We start from the raw sequence: 19,492 nt of genomic DNA on the forward strand, positions 1-19,492 counted from the left end.
TGACAATTTTATATACTCCATAAACCCTTTAAATTAATTAGGTGGTTTATGTCGCACTTCAAGTTTTACTCTGCCAGATATCAAAAATCAACTTGAATATATTCAAAAGCTTGAAATCAATGTTTCTTACCCATTTTTACTAAAGGTATATGATGATTATTTTTCAAAATTAATTGATAAAAATATTTTAATTGAAGTCTTAGAACTTATCCAATCCTATGCATGGAGACGTTTTATAGTCGGTTTACAGGCTAACTCCTTAAATAAAACTTTCATGAATTTGTATAAATCAATTGATATTAGTAATTATCTACCATCCTTACAAAAATCATTAACAAGAAAAGTTGGATCTCAAAGGTTCCCAAAAAATCAAGAAACTATAGATGCTCTAAAAATTAAAGATATTTATAACACTCAGTCTAAAAATCGAACATATTTCTTGCATCGACTCGAAAATCACAACAATAGTGAAAAAGTAGATATTGATAATAGTCCAACCATAACAATAGAACACATTTTCCCTCAAAATCCTGATGTGAAATGGAAAACAGATATTGGTTCAGGTGACTATACTTACATAGAAAATAATTATTTACATACAATTGCAAATTTAACATTATCTGGTAATAACGGAGCACTATCAAACAAAACCTTCATTGAAAAGAGAGACTTAGAAGAAAAAGGATATAAAGAGAGTAGATTATGGCTTAATAAAAAATTAGCCTCATATGAAAAATGGGGTAGAGAACAAATTGAAGACCGTTTTCAATTAATCTCAGAAAGATTTCTCGATATTTGGAAAATCCCTAGTGTAGAACTAACAGAGGATATAGAAAACGAAGAGATAAATATTTTTGATATTGAGGATGCAACATCTAGAAAACTTGAATATGCAATTTTCTTTGGTAAGAAAATTCAAGTTAAACATATGTCCAAACTGTACACAGAAATCATAGGTAAATTATTCGAACTTGAACCAAGTATATTCTTTGATTCAAAGCTAGGAAGTAAAATTATTTTAGTCCCAAAAGAAGAACAAGATTCCTTACGTAACGCAGGTAAAATCAATGATGATTACTTTGTTGAAACGAATATAACAAATAATGATAAATTAAAAAAAATCAAACAAGCTCTAGAACTTTTAAAATTAGAGGATGAATTATTTATTAAATATTCTCCTTCTTTAGAAGAACAAAGTGAGATGATGATTTAAAAAAGAGGCTTAAAGCCTCTTTTTTTAACCCTTAAAAGCTTATGCTTGATTTGGATTTTTCAATTCTGTCATTGGCCAACGTGGCGTTGTGGTGACGGCCAAACCATCATTTTGACCAGCCTTTAAGCGCTGATAACCGGCAAAAGCGATCATGGCACCATTGTCGGTACATAATGCAGGCTCAGCATAATACACCGAGGCTTTAATTTTGGCTAAGTCGGCTTCTAAACGCGTACGTAAGCGTTGATTGGCACTGACACCACCTGCAATCACCAAACGTTTTAAACCGGTTTGCTTTAAAGCTTTTACCGATTTTTTCACTAAAGTATCCACAATGGCTTCTTGGAAACTTGCAGCAATATCAGCATCGCGGTTTTCATCACCCAACTTTTTCATTTGAACTGAAACCGCAGTTTTTAAACCACTAAACGAAAAAGTTAAACCTTGATGCAACATCGGACGCGGAAAAGCAAAGGCGTTCGGATCGCCTTGTTCTGCCAATTTAGAAATATTGGGACCACCTGGATACGGCAAACCCATCATTTTAGCCACTTTGTCAAACGCTTCACCTGCGGCATCGTCAATCGACTCACCTAAAAGCTCGTATTCACCAATGCCATATGCTGCCATCAGTTGTGAATGCCCACCTGAGACCAATAAAGCCACAAAAGGAAATTCAGGCGGTGTTTCTGACAACAATGGCGCGAGCATATGCCCTTCCATATGATGCACACCAATGGCCGGTTTATTTAAAGCAAATGCCAAAGTACGCCCAAACAGTGCACCTGTCATCAGTGCACCCATTAAGCCTGGGCCACGGGTATAAGCCACTGCGTCAATTTCAGATTTATCTACACCAGAATCTTGTAACAATTGATTCATCAGTGGAATTAATTTTCTGACATGGTCACGCGATGCCAACTCAGGAACTACGCCGCCATACTCGGCATGCAGTTTAATCTGGCTGTATAGCACTTGACCGCGTAATCCTTGCTCACTGTCATACAATGCCAGTCCAGTCTCATCACACGAAGTTTCTAAGCCTAAAACGATCATTAAACTGCCTATAACCTATATCAAATCAAATGCAAGTGTATTATAGACTTGTGGTATGAGATGTAAATGAGTAAAATATTGTCCTTCACTTGTGATCACAGGCATTTCGCGTGTGATCTTATCCATAACTCATTGAGGATTCTTCATGCCACAAGTTAAATTGAAAGAAGGCGAACCAGTAGACGTAGCTATCCGTCGTTTCAAACGTTCATGCGAAAAAGCGGGTGTTTTAGCTGACGTTCGTAAACGTGAATTCTACGAGAAACCAACTCAAGAACGTAAGCGCAAAAAAGCTGCTGCTGTTAAACGCTACCAAAAGAAATTGGCGCGTGAATCAGTACGTACGACTCGCCTTTACTAATTAATTTGTGATTACTGCCTGGATAAAATAATGACGACTTTAAAAAACCAAATCTTAGACGTTTTAAAAGCAACAATGCGTGCCAAAGAAATGAATAAGCTGACGGTAATTCGTGGTTTACAGGCAGCAATTAAGCAAATCGAAGTCGATGATCGCGTTGAACTTGACGACGCTCAAGTTCTTGCGGTCATTGAAAAACAAATCAAACAACGTAAAGAGTCGGTGAAAGCCTTTTTAGGCGCGAACCGCGAAGATTTAGCTAGTAAAGAACAAGCCGAAATTGAAGTATTATCGCAATTTCTACCAGAAGCTATGACTGAGGATGAGCTTGATTCCCTTATTGCGCAAGCAATTGCAGCGCAACAAGCGACTAGCATGAAAGATATGGGTAAGGTGATGAATTCTCTGCGTCCGCTCATAGCCGGACGCGCCGATCCTGCACAAGTATCTGCCAAAATTAAAGCCAGCCTTGCTTAAATATTACGTTGCTTGAACTGCCTGATGACAGACAGTTCAGCGATTTAAATTAGCTTAATTGGCACTTTACGCCATAACGCTGTAAAGTTTGCATCTCACGTTTTGACAAAACCTCATCAATCACATCTGCCTTACTATAGGCTCTTTGGCTTTTAAAAATATCAGCATTACGCTCGACTGCAACATATAAACCATCAACATACGCTTGCACTATAGCGCAATATTGCTGTTGCTGTGACCCAGTAAACGCGGTTTGTTGTCGATCTAAAGCCCTTAAAAACTGTCGATTATGCTGTTGAAATTGCTGATTGGCCTCATCCACCATTTTGACATATTGTTCAACACTGCCTGTAAAACCTGCTGTGCTAATCCCCAAACCAAGCATAAAGCCTAAAATTAATTTATTCATAGTGATCTTTTAAAGTACATGCATTCAAATTATGCCCAAGCATTTTAAATCTTGTTACATTCCTGTCGAGTAAAATTGCTTAGCCTTTAAGCAATTAAATTCGCATTTGTCTTTCTTTTTGCATCTGCTTTAAACGCGCTTTGACCACCACCGCCAAAGCTGGATGCAGTTGAGTTAAGCGCTCAGCCTGTAACAAAGATTTAATCGCATTTTCTTCTAAACCCGACCAATACTCTGCTTCAGCACGATAACGCAATACATTAATATTACGAAGTGGTGAGTTTTGATCGGCGTCGGCTAAACGTTGAAATAAGCGCCACACTTGAATATCTCGTGGGTGAGTTTGACTAAAACGCTGCAAAATACGCTCTGCATTGCTGTATTGCCCCACGCGAATCAAAACTTCGGCATATTTGTAATTTAAAGCACGATTCTCAGGCATAATTCTTGCCGGTGATTCAATGATATTTAAAGCTTTTGCAATGTTGTTTTGTGCTAAATAAACCTCGGTTTGCATTAAGGTTTGTAAATGATGTAAACGCTGATGTTTTTGCAGCCAATTAAGCACCTGCTGAGCGTCATTAAATTGACCTTGATTTAAATAAAAGGCAGCCAATGCCAATGTTGGCGCGTATTTTCGGCCATTTTCAGCCATGCTTTTGAGTTGTTGTTCATTGGCTTGATTGGATAAAACCATGCTATATAAACGCATAATTTCAAAATTTTCATCATATAAAGTGCTATTTACTTTGGGCAATTGGTTGGCGCGCAAACGTGCTTCGCTCATACGTTCTGAGGTTAATGGATGAGTGAGCCAAAAATCTGGAATAAAGCTTAAACGACTGGTGGCACGGTGCATGGTTTCAAAAAAATCCGCCATACTTTGCGGGTTATAGCCGGCTTTATACATAAATTGCATGCCAATACGATCGGCTTCGCGCTCTTGATTACGGCTATACGACAACTGACGATCAGCAAGCGCTGCTTGCGTTCCCAGCATTAATGCAGTGCCTGCATCACCATCGGCTTGACTGGCCACCAATGCACCTACGACCACACCAGCCAGCGCCAATATCCCCTGCCCCTTAAAAGCATCTTGTGAACGGCTATAATGACGCTGCGTGACATGGGCAATCTCATGCGCCATCACACCTGCCACTTCATCCATATTTTTAGCAGAATTGAGTAAACCTGTATTTAAGGCAAATAATCCACCGGGTACCGCAAAAGCATTAATTTGTGGGTCATTCACCACAATTAAAGCAATCGGGTTAGACAGTTGAGTTTGGGTTAAAATATGCGAAAAGGTCGCAAAGAGTTGATCTTCAAGCCAAGGATTATTCAGTACAGGCAATTGCCGTTGTACTTCACGATACACTTTTTCACCAATTTGGCGCTCTTTTTGTTGGTCAATCAAGCCAACACCACCACCGAGCTCAGGCACATGAAATTCAACCTGAGGTTCAAATGTAGAGGCATTGAGTGTACTAACACTTAAGGCAACTGCCAAACAGGCGGCTATTCGCGTGGCTTTCAAAGCAATCCTCAAATTCATGCAATATCAATTGACTATAGCATTCAAATGAGGAGGAATTTGCAATAAAGTGTTACTTAACCACCCACAATATAAGGCGCTGTACGCCCTTGTAATACTTCAACCAAATTATGATACGCCAATTGTGCCATTTTTTTGCGCGTACTTAAGGTAGCCGAAGCCACATGCGGTAAGGTCACTACATTGGGTAAATCAAACAATTCAGACTGCTGTAGCGGTTCTTTTTGATAGACATCTAAACCTGCGGCAAAAATTTGACCTGTGCTTAAAGCTTGAATTAAAGCCTGCTCGTCCATGACAGCACCACGGGAGATATTCACCAACACACTATGACCTTGCATCATTGCTAATTCTTGAGCGCCAATTAAAGCCTGCGAGTCAGCATTGAGATCAACTGCAATCACCACAAAGTCGGAACGTTTCAATAGATCTGGCAAAGTGCAATATTGGGCATTCAAAGCCTGTGCAACTTCTGGTTTAGCACGACGATTATGGTAGAGAATATTCATATTAAAACCATGAAAACCACGCCGTGCAATGGCTGTGCCAATATGTCCTAAACCAATAATACCTAAGCTTTTACCAAAAATATCTTGCCCAAATTGTGCACCACCCACAGTACGTTGCCATTGTCCTTGTTTGGTCCATGTATCTAAATGCGGAATCTGACGTGCTGCGCTCATTAATAAAGCAAAAGCCAAATCGGCAGTGCTTTCAGTTAACACATGTGGGGTATGACAAAGCTGAATCCCTTGCTGCTGCAAATAGTCCACATCGTAATTGTCATACCCAACACTCACACTAGAGATCACTTTAAGACGTTGTGCTGTATGTAAGTTACTCGCATTTAAGCGTCGACCTGCGCCAATCATGCCGTCTGCATCCGTCACATGCTGCAAAATTTGCGCGTTGACATCGCCTTGTTTGGGGTCAATACACACCACTTGGTAGTCTTGTTGTAGGCGTGCCAAAATTTCAGCATCGAGCTGACTAAATACCACTACTTTTTTCATATTGTGCCTTTATTTGTTGTTTAAAGCGTTCCATAGCTGTTTTTTGAGTATTGGCTGCGCGAGCATGTCTTCTAGGCTAGGTAGGTTTAGGCTCTGTTGTGGCATATAAGGTAATTCACCTAACACTAGCAACTGTTTGTCTAGACCATGTACCGCAAAAAAACCCTGCATATAACTATATGCACCTTGTGGCTCTTGTAAATTCAGTAAAGGAAATGGCCAATTGAGTTGTTGATAATCAGCCTGTAGCGCAGCATGAATATTCGCCCATAACTGTTGGGCTTGGCGCGATAAAGCACTCGCATCAATGATCAAAATACAATGCGGCAGACTCAGTAACTGTAGCTCAAAGGGATCGAGGTGTGTATGGTGTTCTACAACTTCCGCTTGAGTAAAAACAGGAGTGGCAACTATTTGCTCTTGCAACACTTTAGTCTGCACCGGTGGTGGCTCAGAAACAATCGGTTGCGCTTGAACCTGTACGACAGCGGGTTGATGTGGCATCAAGACTTCGATGGTATCGCTACGTTGATCACGCCAAATGGCATCTAAATCTAAATTTTGGCATGCAGCATCCCGTGGAATCCATAAATCAATTCCAAGTTCGGTTAAAATTTGACGTTGCTGGCCAATCATGACTACTACTCTCGCACTAAGCGGGTATTCTAACGAGAATACGCAAATTTTGCTGTAGTTTATCGCGCCTTTGTGTCTATTTGACGCGCATTTATCTTAGACAATCATCAGACTATTTTTCTTTTGCATTTGTTCAATAATTTCATAGGTATCAAATCCTAAACGCCAATAAAGCAACTCCAACACATCTAGCTCATCTTGGGTAATGACACGATCGTGCCACAGGCAAATTTCTGCAATTCCTAAGATACTTAAACGCTCACGCAACAACAAACCGGCAATATCATTTAAAATCTCTGCCAAATCCAAAGGTTCATCAGACACTTCTTCAAATTGTTGAAGTTCCTGAGTTGTTAAAATACGCGCAAGAATCTGCTCACGCACTTGCATTTGGTTGTCACTGTTAATTTGCTGCACATGCAATAGAGCATCCACCAAACGTACAATTTGCGGTTTCACTTCAGTTAAGGCTGTCGGACGCTGCTCAGGCAATAAACCCAAATGCGCTTTAACGCGCTCTAGTAATAAAGCATCCAATAAACCAATTTCGCCATCTTCTTGGATAATTTTAGCCAACTTGGTTAAAAATTGCCGTGCAATGGTTTTAGGTAATCGCCCCATATGTTGGCAGGCGTCTAGAAAAATTGCGATGTGTACTCGCCCATCTAGATGTAACAATGCATCGACAATGGCACGACTGACTTCGGCATTGGCAGGAATAAATTCGCGATATTGACGAATCATTAAAATCGCCACCATAACTTCGCGTGAGCCTGTCGCGGTTTGCATGGCACGTTCAATCAATTCTGGACGTGGCATATTGCTGCGTCGTTCCGGATTAAGCGGTTTAATGGCATCTTTAATAGCAAAGCTAATCGGAGATAAACGCAATAATGGCAAAGGTTCAGGCGACGTCCATGGCGCTGAAAATTCGCCATCGGTTTCTTCTAAAGAACGAAATAAACTGTATAAAGGCTGCGTACGTAGTTTTTTAAGGTTATCAAGCTGTAACTCTTGAATTAAGCTTGGATTAAGCTCAAAAATACGTTGCTGTATACTTGGGTGAATATTAAGCCAGCTTTGTGGGCTCAGCGAGTTGGCAAAACATAAATGTGAGATGCTCTCTGCATATTCACTGTGAATTTGCGAGCCAGCATGATGCACATAAATACGTGATAACGTATGGATATTGGCTGAACTTTGAATCAATAGTTGGGTCGCTGAATCATTTTTAAAGGTATTGCCACTGAGCATCATGTATTTAAATAAACGCGTGACTAAAACCCCAAGACTCCCTAACAGCCAAATCATCCCCCCCATTGCCACATAAAAGGTGGCAAAATGGCGTAGGCGATTGGCACGATGGCGCTTAAAACCTTGCTTTGCCACTTTACTGCCTATTTGGCTAAAACTGGTTAAACCGCTATAGAGAATTTTTAAGCGCGTGTTATAGCGAGTATCACCAATTAAAATTTGCTGATAGGCATGTGCTAACAGACCATACAACTCTGTTTGATCTAAATTTTGTAAAGCACCCCAAGTTAAAATAATGACCGTGTCGTGTGCTTTAAAACCAGCACTGAGTAAATTCACCCCAACTTCATCGGGTAAGACGTACAAGGTTGGTGCGGTATTTAAAAAGCGCTCTGCCAATTGTTGATTAATTTTTAAAGCACTATATTCTTCGGGGGTACTATTGACCAAACTCAAACGGCGAGCACCAAGCTGCTGAGCTAAACTATGCCCGCCTTGGCGCAATACATAGCCTTCATACAGCATTGAGCTGAGCATAATAACAATTAAAATAACACTACAATACGGGCTTAAATCATGCCAATAAATAGACTGGGTAGGGTCAAAGTAATACACCACAAAACCCACTAAGGTATTTAAAATAAATAGACTTAGCCCCATTGCAAACAAGCTTACACACAAAGACCAACAGATATTTTTATTTTCGATCTCAATTACGCCAATGTCTCGCAATTACTCGTCCCTTAGATGACATGGTGAGCCACATCATAAAGCAAAAAAGCGGGAAATTCCCGCTTTTTCACTGAAAATTTAACCGTAATTACGCTTCTTTTACGCCAGTTAAATCCACTGAGGCTGCATCAATATTGACATCAATGTAACCATCTTTTTTGTTTTTCGCGCTATCGCTACGGTTTTGTTGCAAGTTGTCTAAGTACGCGTCATCAATGTCACCGGTGACATAAACGCCATCAAATACCGAACAGTCAAACTCTTGTACTGCTGGTACTTTTTTCGTACGAATTGCAATTTTTAGATCTTCTAAATCTTGGAAGATTAAACGATCAGCGCCAATAATGTCACGAATCTCTTCAACACTACGATTCGATGCAATCAGCTCTGACTTCACTGGCATATCAATACCATACACGTTTGGATATTTCACCATTGGTGCAGCAGATGCAAAGAAAACCTTCTTCGCGCCTGAATCTCGTGCCATTTGGATAATTTCATTACACGTGGTACCACGTACAATCGAATCATCTACAAGCAGAACATTTTTACCACGGAACTCAAGCTCTACAGGGTTAAGCTTTTGACGCACTGATTTTTCACGCAATTGCTGACCCGGCATAATGAAAGTACGACCGATATAACGGTTTTTCATAAAGCCTTCGCGGAATTTAACCCCAAGCGTATTGGCCAACTCTAATGCTGAAGTACGTGAAGTGTCTGGAATTGGAATCACCACGTCGATGTCGTGCTCTTCACCCCACTCACGTAGGATTTTTTGTGCCAATTGCTCGCCCATTTTAAGACGTGCTTTATACACTGAAATCCCATCAATAATGGCATCTGGACGCGCAAAGTATACGTATTCAAAAATACATGGGCTATATTTTGGTGCAGCAGCACATTGACGGCTAAACAAATTGCCATCCATGTCAATGAAAATTGCTTCACCCGGTTCGATATCACGCTCAACTTTAAAACCAAGCGCGGTAATAGCCACTGATTCAGAAGCAATGATATATTCCATACCTTGTTCTGTTTCACGCGAACCATAAATCAATGGGCGAATACCGTTTGGATCACGAAAACCCACCAAACCTTGGTTGGTAATCATGCTCACCACAGCATAACCACCACGGCAACGCTCATGTACACGACCAATCACATGGAAGATATCATCTGCCACTGGGCTTAATTTGCCGAGCTTTTGTAATTCGTGCGCTAACACGTTAAGTAATACTTCAGAGTCTGAATTGGTGTTCATATGACGTAAGTCAGTTTTGAACAAGTCATCATGAATTTCTTCAGCGTTGGTCAGGTTACCATTGTGTGCAAGGGTAATCCCGTATGGAGAGTTTACATAAAATGGCTGTGCTTCTGCACTGCTTGACGAACCGGCTGTTGGGTAACGCACATGACCGATGCCATAGTTCCCTTGTAAAGCGCGCATATGACGTGTATGAAATACATCACGTACCATGCCGGTGTCTTTACGTAAGAAGAGACGACCTTCGTGACAAGTGACGATCCCGGCAGCATCTTGTCCACGATGTTGTAACATCGTTAATGCATCAAACAACATTTGGTTAACCGCTGTTTTACCAGCAATACCAACAACTCCACACATAGCAACCTCGCAGACAAGCTAGGATTAATTAAAAGGGTTTTTCGTTGCAGCCTCTGAACGCTGTGGTTCAGAAGATAAAGAAGATGTATCTTCTTCAAAATGTTGTTTTGCCTCTGTGACGACTTTCTTTGATTGCTCGGTCGCCCATGGGGCATAAGGTAATAGGGTGTGTACCCAAGTTGAGCGCTGCCAAAGTGGCGAACTGCCCACCCAAGGTGACACGGTCTGTAGCAAAATTAAAATAACCAAAAAAGCTTTTGCAGTACCAAACGCAGCACCAGCTAAACGATTGAGCGGACCAAGTTTTAAGCGATTTAAAATACGTTGTAAAAAACCACTTAAACACCACGTCACAATCATCACTGCCACAACCAACAAAGCAAAGGCACTGACTTTTTGTACAACTGGATCATTAAACATGGTCAACATTGGGGCAAGGCTTGCGGCATATTTTATGGCAACAAAAAAAGCTACCAGCCAACCAAACAAATTGGCAAATGCCTGTATAAAGCCTTGTCGCAAGCCATTTAAACCACTGATCAACACCACAATCAACAGTACAATGTCCAATCCATTCATATGCAATTACAGCGCAGCAACACACTGCGGAATAAGTTTCGGTCCTGTATAGATGAGGCCACTATACACTTGTACAAGGCTGGCACCGGCATCTTTTTTGGCTTTGGCATGTTCACCCGTTAAAATTCCACCCACACCAATTAAAGGGATCTGACCTTTAAGTGCTTGTGAAAACGCAGCTAAGCATGCGGTACTTTTTTCAAAAACAGGTGCACCGGATAAACCACCAGCTTCTTCAGCAAATTCTAGACCTTCTACACCTTCACGCGACAAGGTGGTATTGGTCACAATCAGACCGTCAAATTTAAATTGGATCAATTGCGCGGCAATAAACTGAATGTCTTCAGCTTCTAAATCTGGCGCGACTTTTAAAACAATTGGCACGTAATGTTGGTGCTCTTGTGCCAATCCAAGCTGACGATTTTTTAAAGTTTCAAGCAATTCAGTTAAGGCATCACCGCTTTGCAAACTACGTAAGTTTTTTGTATTGGGTGAAGAAATATTGACAGTAATATAAGAGGCGTAGTTATAAACTTTTTCTAAACAAATTAAATAATCATCAACAGCTTTTTCAACCGGCGTATCGGCATTTTTACCAATATTAATCCCTAACACACCTTTAAACTTGGCCGCTTTTACGTTTTCAACCAATTGGTCTACACCATCATTATTAAACCCCATACGGTTAATAATGGCATTGGCTTTTGGTAAACGGAACAAACGTGGGTGTGGATTGCCGGCTTGTGGACGTGGGGTAATGGTTCCAATTTCAATAAAACCAAAACCCAAAGCAGCTAAGGCATCAATATAAGCGCCATTTTTGTCTAAACCGGCAGCAAGTCCTACCGCATTAGGAAATTCAATTCCCATACAGGTAACCGGTTTATGCTCGACATTTTGACGCATCAGCCCCATAGCATGGGCTGATTTTAATAAGGATAATGTGAGCTCATGTGCACGCTCCGGTGCGAAAGAAAACAACAGAGGGCGGGCAAGAGAATACAACATATCTACAAAAGTCTACAGCTTTTAAGTCGCCGTATTATAGGCATGGATTTTAGAAAAAACCATGCTTTGCAGATGTTTATTTTTACCATCTAAGCCACTAACGCTGTTAATTTAAGCGTCTGCCCCTCTTCAAGCAATTGAATCTTTTTTAGATTTAAACCGTCTTTGGCCATCTGAGTTAAAAGATTAGCAAGTACAGCGTACTCAGCATGCATCACAACAATTTGAATCTGCTCACCTTGTTGCGAGACACTTAAACTTAAGCCTTGCTGCTGACCCAAACGTTGAATTTTTTCACTTGCTGACAATTGCTGATCTTGTGCAGCTTTCATGGTGACAGCATGACTTTGCATCCACACCATTTGATCTTTTAATTCATTGACGCGTTGTTGCTCACGCTCGGCCGCTTGATGCATGCTCCATAAAGCACTGCCCAATAGTGTAATTGTCACAAAAACTACGCTGACCATTACCATGACTCTTTCACGCACAGATAAACGCGCTAAAGCTGTGTCGCATTGTTGTTGAAACTGTGTCCATAATTGCATTATTGAATACTCAACTGTCCAAGTACAGCATTGCCTTGGCTGCTGATATTGCCAAGCTGTACTTTAAAACCTTGTTTACCCAACTGCTCACTCAGCTGTTGCAAGTTTTGACTTGAACCTGCGCTAAGCGCTAGATTTAAACCTTGTTCGTCGTAGTTCAGTTGCTGTGCCACCACTTGATGTTGCATTAAGATCGGTGCGACACGACTAATTAAAGTTAAAGCTTCGGTGTCACCACTTTGATTTAAGCGCAGTTGGCTTTCAAATTGGCTTTTTAGATTTTGCTCACTGACCCGACTGTTTGCCCCAAACCAAGCTTTATATTGCTCAACGGCTTGCTGTGCGGTTTGTTCGGCCACTTGTTTGGCTTGATACCAACGCAATCCATCGACAGCCACTTGCGTCACTAAAACTGCTGCCATTAAGCCGGCACACATTCCCCAATACCCACTCGCTTTATGCTGTGCTTTAACAGGGGTAAGCATATTCCACACATGCCGCTGTGGTTGTTTGAGCCAATCAAAGTTGATATCTAAAAGTTGATATTGTGCTTGGATTTTGCTCGCAGCTATGGCCTGTAGATGGTCTGCATGCAGACCCATGCAGCTATATTCACGTGCGTCATCTTGATAATCTAAATAGATATTTAAATCATCAATAGAACCGCCGCTATAGCAACTTTCACGCACCAAAAGACGTCCTGAAAATGCCAATAATTGGGTTTGGTTAGATGCAGGCTCAGGCACAAGTAAAAAATCAGGCAATAAAGCCTGTACTTGAATAGGCAGTAGGCTTAAAGCATGTTGCATGGTTTCAAGTGTGGTTTTAGCAATTGCCATTAAATACAGCTGATCGGGTTGCACAAAATGCTGTTTGACCAACATGGCATCTAAAGGCAGCACCACATATTCTTCGAGCAAATAACTTGCTCCCACTACACCTAACTGTTTGTAGTGAGATTTGCTCATCTGCTGTTGTAACAATTGCACATGGCGACTTGGAAAGTACACCACTGCTGCTTGCCCTTGATAAACACTCAGCTCACGAATCAATTGCTCTAAGGCAATTGCTTGTGACCACTGTCCATCTTGCGACCAATGCCATAGTCCATCATTTTCCGGCATCCATATATGCAACATCAATTTCGCCTTATGCCTGTGGAATAAATTGCTGCGTACGGGTTGAGAGTCCTGCTGCGATTACCGCTTGCTCATAGACCCGCGCCTCTGCCAATTGAAAAGCATGAAACGGCTGTTGCAGTAAAATTTGTTCCATATAGGCCACCACATTCATATGGCACACCACCGCAATTGATTCATACGGTAAATGTGACAACCACTCGATGGCTACTTTTGCATCATCTTCAGGTTTAATAGCATCACATACCACCACAGGTACATTTGGAAAATAAGTTTGCAAATAAGCTAAGGTTTGCTGCGCACGAACTAACGGACTCACCACAAATACTTCAGGCTGAATCCATGTATGGATTGCAGCAGCGGTTTCTTGTGCTTGTGTGTGACCACGTTCGGTTAGGGCACGTTTTTCATCAGGTTCATGTTGTGCAGGATGTGCTTCGCCGTGGCGTACTAAAGTCAGTTGCATGCAAAATTCCTTTTATTTTTCATTGTGCTTAAGTGTATAACGCAAATATGACCATCTGATTTAAACCGCATAATGCGGTAAAACAAACTCAACATCGCTGCGTTGTCCGGTCTTCATCATCGACACTGCCACACTCAAAGGTGGTGCACCTTCAAAGACTACGGCATACAAAGCTGCGGTGATTGGCATATAAACATCTAACTCTTCAGCGCGTTTACGCACCTGAATAATAGTATTAATGCCTTCTGCGGTTTGACCAAGCTCTGTGGTGGCTTGTTCTAAGGTTTTACCTTTGCCTAACGCATAACCAACTTGATAATTGCGACTTAACGGACTATTACAGGTGGCAAATAAGTCACCCACGCCAGATAAACCTAAGAAGGTTAAGGGATTAGCACCCAATTTAACTGCAAAACGGCTCATTTCTGCCAAAGCACGGGTCAGCAACATACTTTTGGTGTTTTCACCCACGTTATAGGCTGCTGCAATGCCCATGGCCACGGCATAGATATTTTTAAGCGCACCGCCCAATTCCACACCATGTACATCATCACTGGCAAAGACACGAAATAAAGCACTGTGCAAGGCTTGTTGTACCGCATAACGTACCAATTCAGATTGACTGGCAATCACGGTGCCGGCCGGCTGTCCTGCCACAATTTCTTTCGCTAAATTAGGACCTGACAGCACCCCATACGGCACTTCTGGCAATTCAGCACGGATAATATCACTCATAAAGCTAAAGCTTTGCGCTTCAATGCCTTTGGTTAAAGAGATAACTGCCTGCGAGGTAATAAAAGGTTTAATTTGCTGCAAGACACTACGAAAAGAATGGCTTGGAATTGCCACCAAAATAATATCGCGATCACGTACTGCCGTTTGTAAATCCGACTCAGCACGTAAATTTTGCTCTAAGACAAAATCAGGCAAATAGTGCTGATTCAAATGCGTTTGGTTAATGGCATCCGCCACATCCGGATTACGAATCCAAATCATGGTATCGCAGCCATTACGTGCCGCGGTATTGGCCATGGCAGTCCCAAAACTTCCCCCACCCAACACTGTCACTCGCAATGCAGTTTTAGGATTGGTTGCCACAGGATCAAGCAAGTCGGTAAATTTTAATTCACTCATAATACAGTCCTATTTTGCTTGCCAAGTGCTGACATAATCGCTTATCACCACAGGCTGACGTGGTGCAATACTTTTGGCTGCGCTGCCAATATAAATAATTCCTGAAATCAAATCAGTCGGTTTTAAACCCAAACTGGTTTTAAAATGCTTAGATTCAATCACCGCGCCACTGCGCCACATGGTGGCAAAACCTTGGGCTTGTAAGGACAATAGAAAGTTTTGGATCGCAGCCCCTGAACTTAAAGTTTGTTCAAAATGTGGCACTTTAGGATGATCCTGAAACTCAGTTAATGCCAACACCAATAAAGGCGCACGAAACGGATGATTCTTGACGCGTTCAATCTGTGCGGCCTCACTTTCACCTAAATCAGTTAAGGCTTGTGACAATAGCTCACCAAATGCTGCACGCTGTTCAGGTTCAATCACCACAAAACGCGTTGGCTTTAGACGATGATGATCAGGTGCAGTCAAAGCTGCGGCAAAGGTTTGTTGTAATTGTTGTGCATTCGGCGCAGGCTCAATCAACTGTCCAATCGACTGGCGTTGGTGCATATTTTGATGAATTAAATCTTGGGTTGAGTCTGTCATTGCAGCTTAAAGTCTATGTTTCTAACCAATCTTTTAAGATTAGCATAAACTGATAAATTTACTCTATGTTTCGCGTTACTGTTTTATATTGTCTAAGGTGCTATTGCAATTTCTATACAAGCGCTTGCCTGTGATTGAGATATTTTATGCTGCAATACGCTTTTACATAAAAAAGGATAACTCATGAAATTTGCTACACTCTGTGTAACGGCCACTGCCCTTGTGTTAAGCGCATGTGCCTCGCAACCGACCACCTCACTTGCCATTCAAAATATCAACAATGAATATGAAGTGACAGGCTTAGGTAAAAGCCAAGTCATCGCTAAAAACAATGCCATTGCGGCAGCCAATAAAACCTGTGGCAGTAAAGCCGCGCCCATTTTAGTCAATGAAAAGAGCAACTATAACGGTGCCTTTAAAGGTGTGGTGAATGAAAAAACCGGTCAAGTCATTCAAGCCGCAGCTGATGTGATTGGTGGCCTAGGTGGTAAAAGTGTAGGCTTATCACGCGATGATGATTACCAAACTGTGCTGACTTTTAAATGTGTCAAACAATAAAAGTATAAAAAAACCGCTCAATTGAGCGGTTTTTTATCTGTTTAACTTAGCAATAGCCGTCTAAACGTGTCAGCGGTAGTTTTTGACCAATGGCTTTTTCAATTTCAGGGAGATAAAACGCATCATCTTCTGATAAGAAACTAATACTCACCCCACGTGTACCGGCACGACCTGTACGTCCAATACGGTGCACATAATCGTCTGATTGTTCCGGCAAGGTAAAGTTGACCACATGCGATACGCCATCGACATGAATACCACGACCTGCCACATCGGTGGCGATCATAATATGATGTTGACCATTTTTAAATTGATCGAGCATTTTCAGGCGCTTGTCTTGAGCAATCTCACCTGAGAGCATTACCACTTTATAACCATCTTGTTTTAAATGGTCATACAGTTTACGCACTTGGTCACGACGATTGGCAAAAATCATCACTTTTTCAATCGGCTCATCACGTAAAATTTCTTGCAATAATTTATATTTATCTGATTTAGCCACCATATACACACGTTGCTCGACGTCTGCATTGGTTTTCTTTTCAGGTTCAATTTCTACAGTCACTGGTTCAAACAACCATTGCTGAGCAAGGTTTAACACATCATAGCTAAAAGTAGCTGAGAACATTAAAGTCTGACGTTGTTCTTTACGCGGTGAATAACGCACAATACGTTTCACCGATGGAATAAAACCCATGTCCAATAAGCGATCGGCTTCATCAATCACTAAAAATTCAATTTGATCTAGCCATACTTCTTTTTGTTCAACAAGGTCAATTAAACGACCCGGTGTTGCCACAATAATATCGACAAAATTGGCGTCAAGTTGCGCTTTTTGCTTTTCAAAGTCCACACCACCTAAGAGCGTCACCACATTTAAACCACAAAAGCGGGTTAATTCTTTGGCATCACTTTCAATTTGCAGCGCCAGTTCACGCGTTGGTGCTAAAATTAAAGCACGCGGCTCACCGCGGTAACGTTGTCCTTGTACTGGATTTTTAAGTAAATCATTGATGACACTTACTAAAAATGCGGCTGTTTTACCTGTACCGGTTTGTGCACGGCCAATCGCATCATGGCCTGCTAAAGTAAACTTTAAAACCTTTTCTTGAATTGGCGTCATAGAGGTGAAGCCAAGGGCATCAATCGCCTGTTTCAATTGCGGATGGAGATTTAAGGTTTCAAAACCAGCTGACATAGAGTTGCTCTAATTGAAAATGGACAAATTTAGACGATTATAAACAAAAAACGCCCCAATAGATATTGGAGCGTTTCGACGTCAAGCAAAATCGCTTAGTCTAAAGGTTGTACTTCTTCCGCTTGGAAGCCTTTTTGACCTTTAACTACGCTGAACTCAACACGTTGGCCGTCACGAAGTGAACGGTGGCCGTCGCCTTGAATTGCACGGAAGTGAACGAATACATCGTCGCCGCCGTTGCGTTGAATAAAGCCAAAGCCTTTAGTATCGTTAAACCACTTCACAACGCCTTGTTCACGAGCTGTCATAAGTTAATCCTCAATTTAGTTCTTTCAAAAGAAGGACCACCCGGTGTTGCAAACAGCAGAGCAAACAAGTTAAAAACATTTATTATTTCTAAGCTTGTAATCATTCTGTAAAACTATCAACAAAATCCCGGTACATCCACTTGTAGAGCGGTGTTTAAAACAATTTTTATTTGTTGTAATACATCCTCAACGGCATCGAGCTTATCATGGCTTATCTTTGATTGGTAGGTTTTTTTTGGATTTATCTGGTTTCAAATTCAATTTTTTATTAAAAATATATCGGCAAAAAATGCTTTTAACTTGGGCTTTGAACGCAATTTTGTTAAGCTTTGCTTTAAATTTTTATTGATGTAAAGCTGTGTATGTCTCAAGTTGCACGCGTGATTGATGCTATGGGGCAACCCTGCCCGATGCCTCTATTAATGTTAAAGCGCGCCCTAAAACAACAAGCCGCTGGACAATGGATTTTAAAATCCTCAGATCCGCATTCACAAACCGACGTCAGCCGCTATTGTGCGCTACACGATTTTCAATGTGACGTGGTGCAAATCTCAGCACAAGAATTTCATTATCACATTGAAACATAATTGGTTTTAACCAATATCATGTAGATTAATTTACATATCTCTACCCAATTGTCCTTAATGATGAAGGCAATTGGCTTTAAGATAAAACCATTGCAAAGACAACTTGTCTTATAAGGAGTACCCATGAGTGACAGCCGCAATCAATTGATGCCCCTGTCATTATCAGCGCCCGGCGTTAATCTTGGTGCTTATATTAGTACTGTGAATCAAATTCCAATTCTGAGCGCTGAACAAGAAAAAGAGCTTGCAGAACGTTACTACTATGAACAAGATTTAGACGCTGCCAAAATGTTGGTAATGTCACATCTGCGTTTTGTAGTACATATTGCCCGCAGTTATGCAGGCTACGGTTTACCGCAAGGCGATTTAATCCAAGAAGGTAACTTAGGCTTAATGAAAGCCGTGAAACGTTTTGACCCCAATATGGGCGTACGTTTAGTGTCTTTTGCTGTGCATTGGATTAAAGCCGAAATTCATGAATATGTGATTCGTAATTGGCGTATTGTCAAAATTGCCACCACCAAAGCGCAGCGTAAATTATTCTTTAATTTACGTAGTTTAAAAAAATCGAGTAAAAAGCTCACCCTCGATGAAGCGCAATCCATTGCCAATGACTTAAATGTGACGCCTGAGCAAGTCTTAGAAATGGAAGGTCGTTTAACCGCATATGATGCTGCTTTTGAAGCGCAAGGTGATGACGATGATGAAGGTTCAACCCATGTTGCACCTGCGCTTTATTTAGAAGACAACCGCTATGATCCGGCACGTTTAGCCGAAGATGAAGATTATGAGCAACAAAGCACCTCGGCCTTACATAATGCCATGGAGCAACTTGATGATCGTTCACGTAATATCTTACAGCGTCGCTGGTTAGATGATGATAAATCCACGCTGCATGAATTGGCAGCTGAGTACAATGTCTCGGCTGAACGGATTCGTCAGCTTGAGAAAAATGCCATGGAAAAAATTAAAGTTGCCATGTCATCTAATTAAAAAAAGGGCAAAGTTGCCCTTTTTTTAATTGCTGTATTATGATGGCTAAACTA

Annotated in this window: 22 protein-coding genes; 6 read left to right on the forward strand and 16 right to left on the reverse strand. The window is 41.2% G+C overall.

What is annotated here, in order from left to right; genetic code table 11:
- Positions 1-274: 274 nt before the first annotated feature.
- On the forward strand, positions 275-1,213 hold the full coding sequence (locus Q0017_RS04790) for an HNH endonuclease family protein (RefSeq protein ID WP_298143440.1): 939 nt from the start codon (positions 275-277) through the stop codon (positions 1,211-1,213).
- A gap of 39 nt (positions 1,214-1,252) precedes the next feature.
- On the opposite strand, the gene tsaD is transcribed toward Q0017_RS04790, so the two are convergent.
- A complete protein-coding gene (gene tsaD, locus Q0017_RS04795) occupies positions 1,253-2,269 on the reverse strand; it encodes a tRNA (adenosine(37)-N6)-threonylcarbamoyltransferase complex transferase subunit TsaD (RefSeq protein ID WP_298143443.1) in 1,017 nt (338 codons plus the stop codon).
- Between the two features lie 145 nt (positions 2,270-2,414).
- On the opposite strand from tsaD, the gene rpsU reads away from it, so the two are divergent.
- Both rpsU and Q0017_RS04805 read left to right on the forward strand, forming a co-directional pair.
- Positions 2,415-2,630: a 30S ribosomal protein S21 gene (rpsU, locus tag Q0017_RS04800; RefSeq protein WP_001136722.1), complete on the forward strand. Its 216-nt coding sequence runs from the start codon at positions 2,415-2,417 to the stop codon at positions 2,628-2,630.
- Between the two features lie 30 nt (positions 2,631-2,660).
- Entirely contained in the window at positions 2,661-3,107 is a 447-nt protein-coding gene (locus tag Q0017_RS04805; protein WP_298143448.1) for a GatB/YqeY domain-containing protein, read from the forward strand.
- Positions 3,108-3,156: 49 nt separating this feature from the next.
- On the opposite strand, the gene Q0017_RS04810 is transcribed toward Q0017_RS04805, so the two are convergent.
- The 13 genes from Q0017_RS04810 to Q0017_RS04870 form a co-directional block, all read right to left on the reverse strand.
- Positions 3,157-3,516: a hypothetical protein gene (locus Q0017_RS04810; protein WP_298143451.1), complete on the reverse strand. Its 360-nt coding sequence runs from the start codon at positions 3,514-3,516 to the stop codon at positions 3,157-3,159.
- Between the two features lie 94 nt (positions 3,517-3,610).
- The gene (locus Q0017_RS04815; protein WP_298143454.1) at positions 3,611-5,071 is read right to left on the reverse strand and encodes a M48 family metalloprotease; all 1,461 of its coding nucleotides are present in this window, start codon (positions 5,069-5,071) and stop codon (positions 3,611-3,613) included.
- Positions 5,072-5,127: 56 nt separating this feature from the next.
- Entirely contained in the window at positions 5,128-6,084 is a 957-nt protein-coding gene (locus Q0017_RS04820; protein WP_298143457.1) for a D-glycerate dehydrogenase, read from the reverse strand.
- 9 nt (positions 6,085-6,093) lie between these two features.
- Entirely contained in the window at positions 6,094-6,720 is a 627-nt protein-coding gene (locus tag Q0017_RS04825; protein WP_298143460.1) for a hypothetical protein, read from the reverse strand.
- A gap of 96 nt (positions 6,721-6,816) precedes the next feature.
- Entirely contained in the window at positions 6,817-8,706 is a 1,890-nt protein-coding gene (locus Q0017_RS04830) for a peptidase M48 (RefSeq protein ID WP_298143462.1), read from the reverse strand.
- A gap of 88 nt (positions 8,707-8,794) precedes the next feature.
- The gene (gene purF, locus Q0017_RS04835; protein ID WP_298143465.1) at positions 8,795-10,333 is read right to left on the reverse strand and encodes an amidophosphoribosyltransferase; all 1,539 of its coding nucleotides are present in this window, start codon (positions 10,331-10,333) and stop codon (positions 8,795-8,797) included.
- Positions 10,334-10,357: 24 nt separating this feature from the next.
- Positions 10,358-10,912, reverse strand: a complete 555-nt coding sequence (locus Q0017_RS04840) for a CvpA family protein (RefSeq protein ID WP_298143468.1) — start codon at positions 10,910-10,912, stop codon at positions 10,358-10,360.
- 6 nt (positions 10,913-10,918) lie between these two features.
- On the reverse strand, positions 10,919-11,920 hold the full coding sequence (locus Q0017_RS04845; protein WP_298143471.1) for a quinone-dependent dihydroorotate dehydrogenase: 1,002 nt from the start codon (positions 11,918-11,920) through the stop codon (positions 10,919-10,921).
- A gap of 89 nt (positions 11,921-12,009) precedes the next feature.
- Positions 12,010-12,468: a type II secretion system protein GspM gene (gspM, locus tag Q0017_RS04850; RefSeq protein ID WP_298143475.1), complete on the reverse strand. Its 459-nt coding sequence runs from the start codon at positions 12,466-12,468 to the stop codon at positions 12,010-12,012.
- A complete protein-coding gene (gene gspL, locus Q0017_RS04855; RefSeq protein ID WP_298143478.1) occupies positions 12,468-13,607 on the reverse strand; it encodes a type II secretion system protein GspL in 1,140 nt (379 codons plus the stop codon). Before gspL ends, gspM begins: the two co-directional genes overlap by 1 nt.
- Positions 13,608-13,617: 10 nt before the next feature.
- Positions 13,618-14,073 carry a phosphoglycerate mutase family protein gene (locus Q0017_RS04860; RefSeq protein WP_298143481.1) on the reverse strand — a complete coding sequence of 152 codons (456 nt, stop codon included), beginning with the start codon at positions 14,071-14,073 and terminating at the stop codon, positions 13,618-13,620.
- 60 nt (positions 14,074-14,133) lie between these two features.
- Complete coding sequence (locus tag Q0017_RS04865; protein ID WP_298143484.1) at positions 14,134-15,207, reverse strand: NAD(P)H-dependent glycerol-3-phosphate dehydrogenase; 1,074 nt, start codon at positions 15,205-15,207, stop codon at positions 14,134-14,136.
- A 9-nt stretch (positions 15,208-15,216) separates the two neighbouring features.
- Positions 15,217-15,795 carry a nitroreductase family protein gene (locus Q0017_RS04870; RefSeq protein WP_298143487.1) on the reverse strand — a complete coding sequence of 193 codons (579 nt, stop codon included), beginning with the start codon at positions 15,793-15,795 and terminating at the stop codon, positions 15,217-15,219.
- A gap of 183 nt (positions 15,796-15,978) precedes the next feature.
- Between Q0017_RS04870 and Q0017_RS04875 the strand changes: the two genes are divergently transcribed.
- Positions 15,979-16,353, forward strand: a complete 375-nt coding sequence (locus Q0017_RS04875; protein ID WP_298143490.1) for a hypothetical protein — start codon at positions 15,979-15,981, stop codon at positions 16,351-16,353.
- 46 nt (positions 16,354-16,399) lie between these two features.
- Here the strand turns inward: Q0017_RS04875 and rhlB are convergent, their stop codons facing one another.
- Positions 16,400-17,551: an ATP-dependent RNA helicase RhlB gene (rhlB, locus tag Q0017_RS04880; RefSeq protein ID WP_298143493.1), complete on the reverse strand. Its 1,152-nt coding sequence runs from the start codon at positions 17,549-17,551 to the stop codon at positions 16,400-16,402.
- A gap of 95 nt (positions 17,552-17,646) precedes the next feature.
- A complete protein-coding gene (locus Q0017_RS04885) occupies positions 17,647-17,859 on the reverse strand; it encodes a cold-shock protein (protein WP_004648643.1) in 213 nt (70 codons plus the stop codon).
- Positions 17,860-18,221: 362 nt separating this feature from the next.
- Between Q0017_RS04885 and Q0017_RS04890 the strand changes: the two genes are divergently transcribed.
- Both Q0017_RS04890 and rpoH read left to right on the forward strand, forming a co-directional pair.
- Complete coding sequence (locus tag Q0017_RS04890; RefSeq protein WP_298143496.1) at positions 18,222-18,446, forward strand: sulfurtransferase TusA family protein; 225 nt, start codon at positions 18,222-18,224, stop codon at positions 18,444-18,446.
- Between the two features lie 123 nt (positions 18,447-18,569).
- Entirely contained in the window at positions 18,570-19,439 is an 870-nt protein-coding gene (gene rpoH / locus Q0017_RS04895) for an RNA polymerase sigma factor RpoH (protein WP_298143498.1), read from the forward strand.
- Positions 19,440-19,492: the final 53 nt, after the last annotated feature.

The organism is uncultured Acinetobacter sp. (genome assembly GCF_947624825.1).
Classification (GTDB): domain Bacteria; phylum Pseudomonadota; class Gammaproteobacteria; order Pseudomonadales; family Moraxellaceae; genus Acinetobacter.

Excerpts from the sequence above, each read along its gene's own strand:
- Q0017_RS04790 (WP_298143440.1), top strand. The coding sequence starts at position 275 with ATGAATTTGTATAAATCAATTGATATTAGTAATTATCTACCATCCTTA.
- tsaD (WP_298143443.1), bottom strand. The coding sequence starts at position 2,269 with ATGATCGTTTTAGGCTTAGAAACTTCGTGTGATGAGACTGGACTGGCA.
- rpsU (WP_001136722.1), top strand. The coding sequence starts at position 2,415 with ATGCCACAAGTTAAATTGAAAGAAGGCGAACCAGTAGACGTAGCTATC.
- Q0017_RS04805 (WP_298143448.1), top strand. The coding sequence starts at position 2,661 with ATGACGACTTTAAAAAACCAAATCTTAGACGTTTTAAAAGCAACAATG.
- Q0017_RS04810 (WP_298143451.1), bottom strand. The coding sequence starts at position 3,516 with ATGAATAAATTAATTTTAGGCTTTATGCTTGGTTTGGGGATTAGCACA.
- Q0017_RS04815 (WP_298143454.1), bottom strand. The coding sequence starts at position 5,071 with ATGAATTTGAGGATTGCTTTGAAAGCCACGCGAATAGCCGCCTGTTTG.
- Q0017_RS04820 (WP_298143457.1), bottom strand. The coding sequence starts at position 6,084 with ATGAAAAAAGTAGTGGTATTTAGTCAGCTCGATGCTGAAATTTTGGCA.
- Q0017_RS04825 (WP_298143460.1), bottom strand. The coding sequence starts at position 6,720 with ATGATTGGCCAGCAACGTCAAATTTTAACCGAACTTGGAATTGATTTA.
- purF (WP_298143465.1), bottom strand. The coding sequence starts at position 10,333 with ATGTGTGGAGTTGTTGGTATTGCTGGTAAAACAGCGGTTAACCAAATG.
- Q0017_RS04840 (WP_298143468.1), bottom strand. The coding sequence starts at position 10,912 with ATGAATGGATTGGACATTGTACTGTTGATTGTGGTGTTGATCAGTGGT.
- Q0017_RS04845 (WP_298143471.1), bottom strand. The coding sequence starts at position 11,920 with ATGTTGTATTCTCTTGCCCGCCCTCTGTTGTTTTCTTTCGCACCGGAG.
- gspM (WP_298143475.1), bottom strand. The coding sequence starts at position 12,468 with ATGCAATTATGGACACAGTTTCAACAACAATGCGACACAGCTTTAGCG.
- gspL (WP_298143478.1), bottom strand. The coding sequence starts at position 13,607 with ATGTTGCATATATGGATGCCGGAAAATGATGGACTATGGCATTGGTCG.
- Q0017_RS04860 (WP_298143481.1), bottom strand. The coding sequence starts at position 14,073 with ATGCAACTGACTTTAGTACGCCACGGCGAAGCACATCCTGCACAACAT.
- Q0017_RS04865 (WP_298143484.1), bottom strand. The coding sequence starts at position 15,207 with ATGAGTGAATTAAAATTTACCGACTTGCTTGATCCTGTGGCAACCAAT.
- Q0017_RS04870 (WP_298143487.1), bottom strand. The coding sequence starts at position 15,795 with ATGACAGACTCAACCCAAGATTTAATTCATCAAAATATGCACCAACGC.
- Q0017_RS04875 (WP_298143490.1), top strand. The coding sequence starts at position 15,979 with ATGAAATTTGCTACACTCTGTGTAACGGCCACTGCCCTTGTGTTAAGC.
- rhlB (WP_298143493.1), bottom strand. The coding sequence starts at position 17,551 with ATGTCAGCTGGTTTTGAAACCTTAAATCTCCATCCGCAATTGAAACAG.
- Q0017_RS04885 (WP_004648643.1), bottom strand. The coding sequence starts at position 17,859 with ATGACAGCTCGTGAACAAGGCGTTGTGAAGTGGTTTAACGATACTAAA.
- Q0017_RS04890 (WP_298143496.1), top strand. The coding sequence starts at position 18,222 with ATGTCTCAAGTTGCACGCGTGATTGATGCTATGGGGCAACCCTGCCCG.
- rpoH (WP_298143498.1), top strand. The coding sequence starts at position 18,570 with ATGAGTGACAGCCGCAATCAATTGATGCCCCTGTCATTATCAGCGCCC.